Origin of the sequence: Neobacillus muris (assembly GCF_943193175.1) — a bacterium.
GTDB classification, from domain to species: domain Bacteria; phylum Bacillota; class Bacilli; order Bacillales; family Cytobacillaceae; genus Neobacillus; species Neobacillus muris.
In genome coordinates this window covers 1-14,913 of record NZ_CALPDF010000029.1, presented here as the reverse complement: position 1 = coordinate 14,913, position 14,913 = coordinate 1, and the positions used below count along the sequence as shown (strand labels likewise).

Annotated in this window: 8 protein-coding genes and 1 CRISPR repeat array; all 8 genes read left to right on the top strand. The window is 40.5% G+C overall.

Annotated elements, in window-relative coordinates; all coding sequences use genetic code 11:
• Nucleotides 1-59 precede the first annotated feature (59 nt).
• On the top strand, nt 60-2,486 hold the full coding sequence (cas3, locus tag NFS43_RS16920) for a CRISPR-associated helicase Cas3' (protein WP_251553920.1): 2,427 nt from the start codon (nt 60-62) through the stop codon (nt 2,484-2,486).
• A gap of 290 nt (nt 2,487-2,776) precedes the next feature.
• Nucleotides 2,777-2,911, top strand: a complete 135-nt coding sequence (locus tag NFS43_RS24430) for a hypothetical protein (protein WP_277613959.1) — start codon at nt 2,777-2,779, stop codon at nt 2,909-2,911.
• Between the two features lie 252 nt (nt 2,912-3,163).
• Nucleotides 3,164-3,880, top strand: coding sequence for a type I-C CRISPR-associated protein Cas5c (cas5c, locus tag NFS43_RS16915; protein WP_251553919.1), 717 nt, complete (start codon nt 3,164-3,166; stop codon nt 3,878-3,880).
• Nucleotides 3,880-5,769, top strand: a complete 1,890-nt coding sequence (gene cas8c, locus NFS43_RS16910; RefSeq protein ID WP_251553918.1) for a type I-C CRISPR-associated protein Cas8c/Csd1 — start codon at nt 3,880-3,882, stop codon at nt 5,767-5,769. The genes cas5c and cas8c overlap by 1 nt, the downstream gene beginning before the upstream one ends.
• Nucleotides 5,770-5,784: 15 nt before the next feature.
• A complete protein-coding gene (gene cas7c, locus NFS43_RS16905) occupies nt 5,785-6,648 on the top strand; it encodes a type I-C CRISPR-associated protein Cas7/Csd2 (protein WP_251553917.1) in 864 nt (287 codons plus the stop codon).
• A 19-nt stretch (nt 6,649-6,667) separates the two neighbouring features.
• Entirely contained in the window at nt 6,668-7,297 is a 630-nt protein-coding gene (gene cas4, locus NFS43_RS16900; RefSeq protein WP_251553956.1) for a CRISPR-associated protein Cas4, read from the top strand.
• Nucleotides 7,294-8,325, top strand: coding sequence for a type I-C CRISPR-associated endonuclease Cas1c (gene cas1c, locus NFS43_RS16895; protein WP_251553916.1), 1,032 nt, complete (start codon nt 7,294-7,296; stop codon nt 8,323-8,325). The genes cas4 and cas1c overlap by 4 nt, the downstream gene beginning before the upstream one ends.
• A gap of 9 nt (nt 8,326-8,334) precedes the next feature.
• Nucleotides 8,335-8,625, top strand: coding sequence for a CRISPR-associated endonuclease Cas2 (gene cas2 / locus NFS43_RS16890; protein WP_251553915.1), 291 nt, complete (start codon nt 8,335-8,337; stop codon nt 8,623-8,625).
• A 169-nt stretch (nt 8,626-8,794) separates the two neighbouring features.
• A CRISPR array of direct repeats spans nt 8,795-14,713; the repeat unit is 32 nt; unit sequence GTCGCACTCCTCGTGAGTGCGAGGATTGAAAT.
• Between the last annotated feature and the right edge of the window lie 200 nt (nt 14,714-14,913).

Sequence of the window (14,913 nt, the reverse complement as noted above, 5' to 3'; positions counted from 1 at the left end):
AGGGCTTTCTGTTTTTTTGTCTAAAAATTAATTTGATTGTTTCCTTGGGAGGAATAATGATGAATTATATTGCACACATTCGTGAAAGTGACAAATGTATTCAATCTGTTGAGGAACACTTATTAGGCGTAAAGGAGCTAGCTGAATCTTATGGTGAGCCTCTAGGGATTAAGCATATTACTGGACTAGCGGGGATGCTTCACGACCTAGGAAAATATACTCAAGAATTTAAAGAATACATTTTAGAAGCAGTAAATAATCCTGAAGCACCTCCCAAAAGAGGGAGTGTTGACCATTCCACTGCTGGCGGTAAACTCCTCTATGAGCTTTATCATGTAAAGAATATTACCCCATATAAAGCTATTGTTGCAGAAATTGTTGGTAATGCAATTATTTCCCACCATTCCTACCTTCAAGATTTTTTAAATCCAAATTTAGAATCCAATTATTTAAACCGAGTTCGCGATAAAGAATTGAATGAATTCAATAGGTCAATAGAGTGCTTTTATAAATATGTTATGAGTGAATCTGAATTTGCCGGTTATGTAAATAAGGCAGCAGATGAACTGGGAACATTTTTGGCAAAAGAGTCTCAAGAAAATAATGAAAAACAACTGATGTTTTTAACAAAGTATATTTATAGTTCTCTAATTGACGCAGATCGGACGAATACGAGGTTATTCGAAGAAAATGGGTTCAATGAGGAATTCATTCATCAGCCAGATTTATTTCATACTTATTACGATAGACTAATGAATAAAATGAATGAATTCAAGCTACATAAACAGGCTAATACCCCTATTAATCTATTAAGAGCTTCAATGTCTGACCAGTGCGAAAGGTTTGCGGAGAAACCCTCAGGAATCTACACATTATCGATTCCAACTGGCGGCGGTAAAACTCTAGCAAGCTTACGATATGCATTGAAGCACGCCATATTACATAACAAGAAACGGATTATTTATATCGTTCCATTCACGACAATTATTGAGCAAAACGCTGAAGAGGTTCGAAAAATTCTCAAGGATGATGCCAATATTTTAGAGCACCATTCAAACATGATTGATGATGAGAATGATAATGATGAATTACAGGATGGAATGGTAACGGTTCAACAAAAATTGAAGTTGGCAAAGGATAATTGGGATTCTCCTATCATTTTTACTACCATGGTTCAATTCTTAAATGTTTTTTATGCAAAGGGCAGCAGGAATAGTCGACGACTTCATAATTTAAGTGAGTCGGTCATTATTTTTGATGAAGTGCAGAAAGTTCCGATTCCGTGTGTGACACTATTTAATCAGGCATTAAACTTTTTAAAAATTTATGCTCATTCTAGCATGGTTCTGTGCACTGCGACCCAGCCTGCCTTAGATTTTGTGGAACATAAACTGGAAGTAAACACTGATGCTGAAATGATCCATAGCCTTGATAATGTGATTGATGCCTTTAAACGGGTAGAGATTATTGATCAGGCTACTGAAGAAACATTTACGAATGAGAAACTGGCTGATTTCGTTGTAAATAAAATAGAAGAAATTAATAGCGTCCTAGTTATTTTAAATACAAAATTAGTGGTTAAGAATTTATATCATCTCTTAAAAGAGCAGCAATTGGATATTCCTATTTATCATTTAAGTACTTCGATGTGCGCTGCCCATCGTAAGCAGATGTTAGACGAAATAAGGAATCACCTAGATAAGGGCAATAAAATCATTTGTATTAGTACGCAGCTTATTGAAGCGGGTGTCGATGTTAGTTTCGATTGTGTTATTCGCTCTTTAGCTGGACTAGATTCGATCGCACAGGCTGCTGGAAGGTGTAATCGCCATGGAGAAAAAGATATCCAATATGTGTATGTGATTGACCATGAGGAAGAAAATCTCGATCGTTTAAAAGAGATAAAAATTGGTAAACAGATTGCAAAGAGGCTTCTTATTGATTTAAAGAAAAACAGTAGAAGTCATGGAGGCAATATATTATCTGTACAAGCGATGGAAAGGTATTTTAGGGAATATTATACGGAATTCGAATCAGATTTGAATTATTCTATTCCAATGTTAGGAAAAGACATGATCGAGCTATTAACTGCATCGAAATCTAATTCTGGTTTTTATTCGTCATATAAAGCTAAAGAGCAAATGGCTCTACCCTTATTTCTAGTTCATAGTTATAAAACAGCTGCAGAACATTTTCATGTTATCAAAAATGTCACTACCTCTGTGATTGTTCCATTTGAAGAAGGGAAAGAGATTATTGCCGATTTAAATGGCAATCACTCGATAAAAGATCTTACACGTTTACTTCAAAAAGCCCAACAATATACGATTAATCTTTATCATTATGAGCTTGATCAGTTAGGAAAAAATGACGGGTTGGTAAGTTATTTAGATGGAAAAATTATAGCTTTAAAAGAGGGCGGATATGATAAGGAATTTGGACTTAATCTCAAAAATGATAGCCAATATGGCTTTACTATGTTTTAAAACCCTATCTACTTTCTTTAGATAGGGTTCTGATTAATATAATGTATATTTCAATCCACGCTTATTAAAGCGACACTTCATTATAACATAAAAATAAAATTCATATTAAAATTCATACAATATATAAATCAAGATTGATTTTTATGTATTTTAGGTATATTATGGATTTATAGTATAAAAATGTAAATTATATTTTTTGTCTGACCAGCAACAACTGTGAAACTACAAATAGTTACACAGAAATAGATAACTATTGTTTTTGGGATAATTTCAATGAAAGGTGGAATTCAATGGATAATGAGATTATGAAAATGTGGATTAAGGAGAATCTTATAATGCAGGATGAAGCGAGAAGTATTACAGGCCAATCAGTATCAGGATTTAATCAGTCTGTGGCAAATAGAAGAATAATCTCGTTTGTATAGTTTGGTGGATCTAGAAAGACAAGGTTATATTTGAAAGCAGATTTAGAAGAGTACGATAAAAATAAAAGAACCAGATGAAGATATTTATGAGAACGCTAACATTGGTTAATAGAGTTAATAATTAGAGAGGGATTTGTCACTTCCACTGTTAGTATTATGGAGGTGGCAAGTTCTTAAATAAAATAGCCTTCTAATTATTAACTTTTTTAATATAAAATCTAATTCGACTAAAATCAGGAAGGAGGTGAGCAAATGAGAAATGCGATTGAGTTTGAGGTCTATGGTAATTATGCGCTGTTTACGGATCCATTAACAAAAATGGGGGGAGAAAAACTATCCTATCAAGTACCCACTTATCAAGCCATCAAAGGAATTGTTGAGTCAATCTATTGGAAACCCACACTGTTAATGGTAGTTGATGAAATTCGTGTGATGAATGCCATACGGATGGAGTCAAAGGGAATTCGCCCGATTGAATATGGCGGAGGCAATACACTGGCTAATTATACCTATCTTAAGGATGTAAGATATCAGGTGCGTGCGCATTTCATATTTAATCCGTATCGACCTGATATGGCTTTTGACCGAAATGAAAATAAGCATCATAACATCTTGATTCGTTCACTAAAGGCAGGTGGAAGGAGAGATATCTTCCTAGGTGCGAGGGAATGTCAGGGCTATGTTGAACCATGTGTTTTTGGAGAGGGGGAAGGCTTTTACGACAATTATGGCGAGATTCATCTCGGTACTATGGTACATGGAATTAATTATCCTGACGAAACAGGGAAAAACGAAATGGAAGTTCGAATTTGGAATCCCGTTATGAAGGATGGTGTAATTCAGTTTCCTAGACCTGATCAGTGTACACAAACACGTAAAGTCAGGGAGATGGAACCAAAGCAGTTTAATTCAACGAACGTTGAATCAGCAGAAGATCTGTCACGACGAATAGTAGAGGGGGGGAATTAATGAGTTGGCTATTAAATTTATATGAAACCTATGAATCAAATTTGGGCAGTGTCGGGAAAATTGAGAAAAGACATAACGGTCAGGAGTTTACGTTACTCCCCATCTCTCATACCACTCAGAATGCCCACATTGAGGTGGATATCACTGAAGAGGGAGAATTCCATTCGGCTAGAGTCATAGATAAGAAAGACGCTAGTACACTAATACCATGCACGGAAGGGTCAGCAAGCCGGGCTGGATCAAAAATTGCACCATATCCACTTCATGATAAATTAAGTTATGTAGCAGGTGACTTTGTCGCTTTTGGAGGAAAAATTAAAGAAGAGGAACCATTTACATATTACATCGAGCAATTAGAAAAGTGGGCCAATTCTCCATTTGCCAATAGTAAGGTCATTAGTATTTATAAATATTTAAGCAAGAAACAATTAATTGCAGACCTAGTAAAAGAAAAGGTTCTGTTTTTAGATGCTAATAATCATCTGATTGAGACTTGGGATAAAAAGTATGAATCTTTATATGAAGAAAAACCAGCCATCTTTACAGCTGTAACGGGCGGACAAGAGAGCGCTTTCGTCCGATTTAATGTACATTCTCCAAATAAGATCTTGAAAAAGGTTTGGAAAGATGAAGAAATGTATAAATCCTTTGTAAACTATTATCAAACCTTATTAGGTGAAGAAGATCTTTGCTTTGTCACTGGTGAGAAGAGTCCCAGTACAGAAAGACATGCCAACAAAATACGAAATGCAGCTGATAAGGCTAAATTAATTTCGGCAAATGACACCAGTGGATTTACCTTTAGAGGACGATTTAATAAAAGCAGTGAAGTGGCCAGTATTAGTTATGAGGTCTCACAAAAAGCGCATAATGCCCTGAAGTGGCTTATTAATCGTCAAGGGAAAACCATTGATCAGCGCGTGTTTTTGGTATGGGGCAACGATGACTTATCTATCCCTGATCCGATAGAAGATACTTTTTCGCTCCATCCTATTCCTATAGACAAGAAAGACAGGAAGGCATTTACCAATCAGGAGTTTGCTAACGAAATTGCAAAAGCTCTAGATGGATATAGGAATAATCTATCAAGTAAATCAGAAGTCAATATTATTATCCTCGATTCTGCCACAACGGGTCGGTTGGCTGTTCTTTACTATAGAAACATGAATAAGGAACTTTATCTAGACAGGCTAAAGAATTGGCATTCAACCTGTGTGTGGCTGCATCGTTATCGTAAAGACGATTCAGGTGAATATGTTCAATTTTACGGAGCGCCAGCTACAAAGGATATCGCCTTTGCTGCATACGGACCAAAAGCAAATGAGAAGATCGTTAAAGGGCTAATGGAGAGAATGTTACCATGTGTTGTCGATGAAAAAAGAATTCCCCTTGATATTGTTAAGAGCGCTTTCAATCGTGCTTCGAATCCAGTATCTATGGAAAAGTGGGAATGGGAAAAAACGCTTAGCATTGCCTGTGCACTGATTAATAAACAGGAGGGATACAATGTGGCATTAGATTTGGAAAATAGGGATCGTGATTACTTATTTGGCCGTCTGTTGGCGATTGCTGATGTTTTAGAAAGACGGGCTTTGGGATCTGAAGAAACCCGCTCTACCAATGCAATTAGATATATGAACTCTTTCTCTAAAAATCCAGCAAGAACATGGAAAACGATTCAGGATAGTTTACAACCCTATCAGGCAAGGCTGGGAACAAAAGCTAGATATTTATCTGGTTTAATTGATGAAGTGGCATCAAGAATAGATTTTGAGGATTTTAATAATAAACCATTATCGGGTAAATATTTATTAGGTTTCTATAGCCAACGTCATGATTTGTATCAGAAAAAGGAAAAAACTGATGCACCAGAAGTAATTGCCCATTAAAAGGAGGAAAAGAGAATGTCTATATTAGATCATAAAATTGACTTTGCTGTTGTTTTATCTGTAACAAAAGCTAATCCGAATGGCGATCCATTAAACGGGAATCGGCCAAGACAAAATTATGATGGACACGGTGAAATTTCTGATGTTGCGATCAAAAGAAAAATTAGAAACCGTCTGCAGGATATGGGTGAATCTATTTTTGTCCAATCAAATGATCGGAATGTGGATGATTTTAAAAGTTTAAGAGAACGTGCAGAATCCAATATAGCCTTACAAAAAATATTAAAAGCAAAAAATGGTTCTAATGATGAATTTGCTGCAATTGCCTGCGAACAATGGTTGGACGTTCGAAGTTTTGGCCAAGTATTCGCATTTAAAGGAAGCGGTTCAGGTTCAGGTGTTTCAGTCGGTGTAAGAGGGCCAGTTTCAATTCACACAGCGACTAGTGTCGATCCAATCGATATTACAAGTATGCAAATCACCAAGAGTGTTAATTCAGAACCAGGAAAAGAAAAGGGCTCCGATACAATGGGAATGAAGCATCGTGTAGATTTTGGTGTATATGTTTTTTACGGAAGTATTAATACACAGCTTGCTGAAAAAACGAGATTCACGAATGAGGATGCTGATAAATTGAAACAGGCACTCGTAACCTTATTTGAAAATGATGCATCTTCAGCTAGACCAGATGGAAGCATGGAAGTGCATAAGGTTTATTGGTGGGAGCATAACTCTAAACTAGGTCAGTATTCATCGGCAAAGGTTCATAGATTAATAGACATTAAATCTAATGTAGAAGAACCAAAAACCTTTGAAGATTATACTATTACGCTTGATGAATTAGAAGGTTTAAGGGTTGAGGTCATTGAAGGAATTTGAGGATGAAGACAACTATCTAATGCTCTCCGGCATCCAGCACTTCCAATTTTGCCGCCGCCAATGGGCCCTCATACATATTGAACAGCAGTGGGAAGAAAATGTTCGCACAGTTGAAGGACAGCACCTTCATGAAAAAGCAGACCAGCCTTTTATTCGTGAAAAGCGCGGTGATAAGCTGATTGTTCGGGCAATGCCGATTAAATCAAGAGAACTGAAGATAACGGGTGTTTGTGATGTCGTAGAGTTTATAAGAGACCGTGACGGTGTGAAGATTAATGGGATGGACGGAAAGTATATGGCTTATCCGGTTGAGTATAAACGAGGAAAGCCCAAAATAGATGATGCTGATATTTTACAATTAACTGCCCAAGCTATGTGTTTAGAGGAAATGCTGCTTTGCAAGATTGATAGGGGATACCTGTTTTATCACGAAATAAAACATAGAGTAGAAGTACTGCTAACAGATGAGTATAGACGGAAAGTAAGGGCAATTGTAAATGAAATGCAGGATTACTATCAGCGAAGGCATACACCTAAAGTCAAACCAGGTACTTTTTGTAAAAATTGTTCCCTACAGCATATTTGCTTACCGGTATTAATGAGTAAACGATCTGTCAAAAGTTATATTGAAGGGAAGATCCTTGAGTGAAAAGACTTTTGAATACATTATATATCAATCAGCCGGATGTTTATCTATCACTTGACGGGGACAATATAGTTCTTTTGAAAGAGCAGGAGCAATTAGGCAGGCTGCCGCTTCATAATTTAGAATCGATTGCAGCATTTGGATATACAGGAGCTAGTCCTGGATTAATGGGTTATTGCGCTGAAAGAAACATATCATTGGTGTTTTTCACAATGAACGGTCGTTTTCTTGCAAGAGTGATTGGTCAAAGTAGAGGAAATGTGGTTCTAAGAAAGAAGCAATACCGTATTTCAGACGATGAGCTAGCTTCGGTTAAGATGGCTAGGAATTTCATCGTAGGTAAAATTTTTAATAATAAATGGATTATTGAACGAATGACAAGAGATTATCCATTACGGATTGATGTTGCTCAGTTTAAAGAAATATCTCAACACCTATCATCCATTATTTTAGAAGTAAGACAATGTGAGGATTTAGAAAGATTAAGAGGTTTAGAGGGACAAGCAGCTATTAGCTACAATAAATTATTTAATCAAATGATCTTGCAGCAAAAAGAAGATTTTTCATTTCATGCACGCTCTCGAAGGCCTCCTCTTGATAATGTAAATGCTATGCTTTCCTTTGCCTATACGCTGTTAGCCAATGATATGGCTTCCGCATTGGAAGGTGTAGGATTAGATGCTTATGTTGGTTTTTTACATCGCGATCGACCTGGGCGTGCCTCTCTAGCTCTAGACGTAATGGAAGAACTGAGGGGAGTCTATGCTGATCGGTTTGTGCTGTCTTTAATTAATAAAAAAGTGGTAAATAAAGACGACTTTTTAAAAAAGGAAAACGGCGCTGTCATTATGACGGATGAAGCCAGAAAGAAATTTTTATCGGCCTGGCAAACGAGGAAGCAGGAAAAGATCACACACCCCTATCTTGGTGAAAAAATCGCATGGGGATTAGTTCCCCATGCCCAAGCATTATTATTAGCACGATACTTGCGTGAAGATCTAGACGAGTACCCGCCGTTTCTGTGGAAGTAGGTGTACCCTTTGTTAGTATTGATTACTTATGACGTGAGCACGGTTAGCAGCGGAGGACAAAAAAGGCTGAGGCAGGTCTCAAAAGCCTGTCAAAATTATGGTCAGCGAGTTCAAAATTCTGTCTTTGAATGTGTTGTCGATGCCGCACAGTTGGCTGCTTTAAAAATTAAACTTGTTGGCATTATTGATGAAAAGCAGGATAGTCTCAGATTCTATCGGTTAGGTAATAATTATAAGTCAAAAGTAGAGCATTTTGGCGTAAAAGAGTCTATTGATTTAGATAACCCGATAATTTTTTAGTGCGAATGTAAAGTGGACATAGTTTTTCTAATAGATTCGCACCAAATATTTTGTGGAAATTTGAAGTTTTTTGTCTTCCGTTTAAATAATGTTCTTTATTTACTAAAGAAAATAGTGCATTTTTGGTTAAAAACTCTATAAATTTAACTTGTTTTGATCAAAAATCGCTGTCGCACTCCTCGTGAGTGCGAGGATTGAAATGCAAGTATTAAAAGCTAACATGAAAATCGTAGGAGGTCGCACTCCTCGTGAGTGCGAGGATTGAAATAGACAAGCTTGGGAGCAGGGAAAATCAATGCTATGGTCGCACTCCTCGTGAGTGCGAGGATTGAAATAGCGCAGCCGTCTGAGGTTGTAGATGCTCGTGGAGGTCGCACTCCTCGTGAGTGCGAGGATTGAAATGCTTAACTACAATCTCCATGCAATTCATGATGCTGGTCGCACTCCTCGTGAGTGCGAGGATTGAAATCAGAAGCAATTGTCCCCACCTCATCGTTTATCGGGTCGCACTCCTCGTGAGTGCGAGGATTGAAATTGTATCGTATTGGCATATTTTTGCACAGGTTTTAAGGTCGCACTCCTCGTGAGTGCGAGGATTGAAATTTTTTTGTATGGTTTTAAAATTGATTCGGTCCTGTCGCACTCCTCGTGAGTGCGAGGATTGAAATCTGGCTCGCCGTATATTAAGAGGTTAGGACTATTGTCGCACTCCTCGTGAGTGCGAGGATTGAAATCCTTTGAGAGGCAGACGGCCAGAGCGGGTCGCACGTCGCACTCCTCGTGAGTGCGAGGATTGAAATCGAACTTTGACACAGAAAGGATCCTACGCAACTGGTCGCACTCCTCGTGAGTGCGAGGATTGAAATGGTATATGAACGCTTAATGGATTCAGTTTCAATGGTCGCACTCCTCGTGAGTGCGAGGATTGAAATATTATTTCTGATAGTCGGCAGCCAGTTGAATATGCAGTCGCACTCCTCGTGAGTGCGAGGATTGAAATCAGAAGCAATTGTCCCCACCTCATCGTTTATCGGCGTCGCACTCCTCGTGAGTGCGAGGATTGAAATTTCGATAAACTCATCTAGCTTTGCATCAATCCATGTCGCACTCCTCGTGAGTGCGAGGATTGAAATACATCGTTAAAGATAAGCCCATGGGAAAAGCCATGTCGCACTCCTCGTGAGTGCGAGGATTGAAATTCAAATATTGCAATCCATCAGAAGTAATCTGGGGGTCGCACTCCTCGTGAGTGCGAGGATTGAAATTGATAGAGAAGAACAAATTTTTGTACACGAATTAGTCGCACTCCTCGTGAGTGCGAGGATTGAAATCGATTACTGGGTGCGCCAAGACCAACGAATTCTATGTCGCACTCCTCGTGAGTGCGAGGATTGAAATTGATGTGAAGTAATAACATTAAGTATCTCTTCAGTGTCGCACTCCTCGTGAGTGCGAGGATTGAAATTAATCTTTTCTCTAATGTCGTTAGGGGACTTAATGTCGCACTCCTCGTGAGTGCGAGGATTGAAATTTTTAAGGCCGCTGCTTGATTTAATGCTGGTCTGGTCGCACTCCTCGTGAGTGCGAGGATTGAAATCGTTAAGATATGGCATAAGTATAGTTTCATAGGGTCGCACTCCTCGTGAGTGCGAGGATTGAAATACCAAAGTCAGCTACGTTAATATCTTGAAAGACGTCGCACTCCTCGTGAGTGCGAGGATTGAAATTCATCGATGCCAGTAATGGATCCATTGTCAAAGGGTCGCACTCCTCGTGAGTGCGAGGATTGAAATTTTTCAAACTTTTTGTTCCTGCTATCTTGCGCTTGTCGCACTCCTCGTGAGTGCGAGGATTGAAATCGTGGCAATCTTATCAAACTGATTGGTAAAATGGGTCGCACTCCTCGTGAGTGCGAGGATTGAAATTTGAGCCCCAACAAATTTGATAAATGGATTTTTAGTCGCACTCCTCGTGAGTGCGAGGATTGAAATTTACGTAAATTAAATTTAATCGACTATGTTCCGGTGTCGCACTCCTCGTGAGTGCGAGGATTGAAATCTTAACCGCTTTAATGGCTGCTCTCTCCACGTCGTCGCACTCCTCGTGAGTGCGAGGATTGAAATTTGGAAAAGTTGAACTCAAACATTCCTATTCCTGGTCGCACTCCTCGTGAGTGCGAGGATTGAAATATCCTCGTTGGTTAATGTAAACGGCCGCATAGCGGTCGCACTCCTCGTGAGTGCGAGGATTGAAATAAGGGGGGAGACAAGATAAAGCTGGTCAAGGCCGAGTCGCACTCCTCGTGAGTGCGAGGATTGAAATTGGATGCAATAGTGAATATCGACATCTAGCTGCAGTCGCACTCCTCGTGAGTGCGAGGATTGAAATAATTCATTTTTAGGAAGGTTTTGCACTTGAACCAGTCGCACTCCTCGTGAGTGCGAGGATTGAAATATCTGTATCCAGATTCAAGTAATTGCTCATATACGTCGCACTCCTCGTGAGTGCGAGGATTGAAATCTCATCAATCAGAATGACGTCCTGTTTGCCTTTGTCGCACTCCTCGTGAGTGCGAGGATTGAAATACCGCGTCCACCTTCATTCATTAATGCAAATCCACGTCGCACTCCTCGTGAGTGCGAGGATTGAAATCATTTGCTTTTGTAATTTTAATGTCCATCGATTAAGTCGCACTCCTCGTGAGTGCGAGGATTGAAATTCGTTGTTAACGATATCACTGTTGCCAACTGGTCGTCGCACTCCTCGTGAGTGCGAGGATTGAAATTCATCGATCCCGGAAATGGATCCATTGTCGCAAGTCGCACTCCTCGTGAGTGCGAGGATTGAAATTCGAAAAGTGGTCGCTGCCACAAGTTGTCTTAATGTCGCACTCCTCGTGAGTGCGAGGATTGAAATCGTCCTCATCAATTTTGATACCGGTCTTCCAAAGTCGCACTCCTCGTGAGTGCGAGGATTGAAATATAAGTTAATAGCATCTTAATTCACCTCGACGCATGTCGCACTCCTCGTGAGTGCGAGGATTGAAATTCGATAAACGTGGAGATAATCCTCCTCGTTAAAGGTCGCACTCCTCGTGAGTGCGAGGATTGAAATTAAATCTGAAATACTGTTTTTAACAGTCATCATGTCGCACTCCTCGTGAGTGCGAGGATTGAAATCTTTAACAGTGTTAAATACCGATACAATTTGAGTGTCGCACTCCTCGTGAGTGCGAGGATTGAAATTTACGTAAATTAAATTTAATCGATTATGTTCCGTCGCACTCCTCGTGAGTGCGAGGATTGAAATTAGTAACCTATAAGATTTGCATTTAAAAGTCGTGTCGCACTCCTCGTGAGTGCGAGGATTGAAATCACCCTCGTGGAATTAAATGGACTGAGACAGTTGGTCGCACTCCTCGTGAGTGCGAGGATTGAAATTGTTGAATTTGCGGATTTTCTTTTAGCTGAAAATGTCGCACTCCTCGTGAGTGCGAGGATTGAAATAATCTCCCGACCAACATGGAAGCCAGCAAAAAAGTCGCACTCCTCGTGAGTGCGAGGATTGAAATAAGACGAGCTGTTAAGGAGGTGATACATACGGGGGTCGCACTCCTCGTGAGTGCGAGGATTGAAATGCTCCACACCAGGCATGCGGGAAAGACGGGACGGGTCGCACTCCTCGTGAGTGCGAGGATTGAAATTTCTAGCCTGACTTCTAACTTTTGCATTTCCACATGTCGCACTCCTCGTGAGTGCGAGGATTGAAATTGCTATCACTATGGGATGTTACTGGCAGTAAATTGTCGCACTCCTCGTGAGTGCGAGGATTGAAATTTAGCGGAGTTTTTAGCTTCGGCCCAAGCCATTTTGTCGCACTCCTCGTGAGTGCGAGGATTGAAATCTAAGCCAAAATGGTCTGTGCCCGCAAAATTGGGTGTCGCACTCCTCGTGAGTGCGAGGATTGAAATCTCGGTCATATACCAAACCGTTACCTTTCCAATGGTCGCACTCCTCGTGAGTGCGAGGATTGAAATTAGAAATGGAAGAGAAAAACGGGAAGTCATGGGTGGTCGCACTCCTCGTGAGTGCGAGGATTGAAATCTAGTCGCTAATGTTCTAACCATCATGCCGAAGGTCGCACTCCTCGTGAGTGCGAGGATTGAAATCATAAACTTTTCTTTCTGAAAACCCCATATGTTGTCGCACTCCTCGTGAGTGCGAGGATTGAAATATATCTCAAATCAGATTGACCGTAAATTGCTCTTAGTCGCACTCCTCGTGAGTGCGAGGATTGAAATCTGCTCAAATGGGTGGATAGATACATTACCGGCATGTCGCACTCCTCGTGAGTGCGAGGATTGAAATTTAGTTGGGATAGTCTTAACCTTTACCGATTGAATGTCGCACTCCTCGTGAGTGCGAGGATTGAAATCTCCAAGAGAAGGATGGAAAATTTGGTGAGTTGACGTCGCACTCCTCGTGAGTGCGAGGATTGAAATATCCTCTCCTATCCTTTAACCGAAATCAAACGTAGTCGCACTCCTCGTGAGTGCGAGGATTGAAATATTTAATATATATCATTCATTGTGACTGTCTCCTTGTCGCACTCCTCGTGAGTGCGAGGATTGAAATCACGCTGCAATGATATCATCGTATAAGTCATAAAGTCGCACTCCTCGTGAGTGCGAGGATTGAAATCCTTTGAGAGGCAGACGGCCAGAGCGGGTCGCAGTCGCACTCCTCGTGAGTGCGAGGATTGAAATTGACCGTTTACAGACGGAATATAGAAAAGAAGGATCGTCGCACTCCTCATGAGTGCGAGGATTGAAATTCTGTATTCTTGTGCTTTTCTTATGTGTTAGCGACGTCGCACTCCTCGTGAGTGCGAGGATTGAAATTCCTTTTTGCCAGCCTAAAGGACATATACAATAGTCGCACTCCTCGTGAGTGCGAGGATTGAAATAGCTATTAAAAGTGTTTTTTCGTTTTGTTTGGCGTCGCACTCCTCGTGAGTGCGAGGATTGAAATTATCTTGAACCAATTTGCGACATAAAGAGGTGAAAAGTCGCACTCCTCGTGAGTGCGAGGATTGAAATACACCTTGTTATTTAATTCTTTTTCCTCTTTGTTGTCGCACTCCTCGTGAGTGCGAGGATTGAAATAGCAAGTACCCGATCTAATGTAATTATCACTTTCGTCGCACTCCTCGTGAGTGCGAGGATTGAAATCTCCCCTATAAGAATAAAAAGGACACCGACTGAGTCGCACTCCTCGTGAGTGCGAGGATTGAAATATAGTCAAGGTAATAGAACGGATCAACCACGACCAGTCGCACTCCTCGTGAGTGCGAGGATTGAAATATTGTTGTTAATCTCATTAAAAGCATTCTGCCGCGTCGCACTCCTCGTGAGTGCGAGGATTGAAATTTGTTTTCCTTATGAATCTTTTCAAGATCATCTAAAGTCGCACTCCTCGTGAGTGCGAGGATTGAAATGCTCGAATGGGTCGAGGAAAAAGGTGATTATGGTCGCACTCCTCGTGAGTGCGAGGATTGAAATTGTTTTCATTAGTCAAACCTCCGTCAAACTTTATGTCGCACTCCTCGTGAGTGCGAGGATTGAAATCTGTGGTCGTGTAAACGCCTAAAGTATTGTCTGGTCGCACTCCTCGTGAGTGCGAGGATTGAAATCAAACTGCTGCATAGCCGCTAAAATCTCTCCATGGTCGCACTCCTCGTGAGTGCGAGGATTGAAATGCCATACTTGTATTGGGTGGATTTCTGTGTGTAAGTCGCACTCCTCGTGAGTGCGAGGATTGAAATAAGGTTAAAAGATGAATTAAGTTTAATCAGCGCACCGTCGCACTCCTCGTGAGTGCGAGGATTGAAATATATCTAACCCAGTCTCGTCAAAAATTGTGTCTGGTCGCACTCCTCGTGAGTGCGAGGATTGAAATTTGCCCCAGGGTTCGAGCAGTAGTAATCAGCATAGTCGCACTCCTCGTGAGTGCGAGGATTGAAATGGGCAAGCCAAAAAACAGAGCAATGAAATATCTGTCGCACTCCTCGTGAGTGCGAGGATTGAAATATGGGACCGCCCAGTACGGCATAGAAGCGACTTGTCGCACTCCTCGTGAGTGCGAGGTAAGCCCGTATTCAAACAACGCATATAAAACAGCAGCATCTCCTGGTACGATCAAAGTATCAATTTAAGGAGCATTCCTGTTAGAAGGATTTTCGGGGACTTGAACAAAAAAGAGCCCTCTTGGTATGATACGGGGTGTCAAA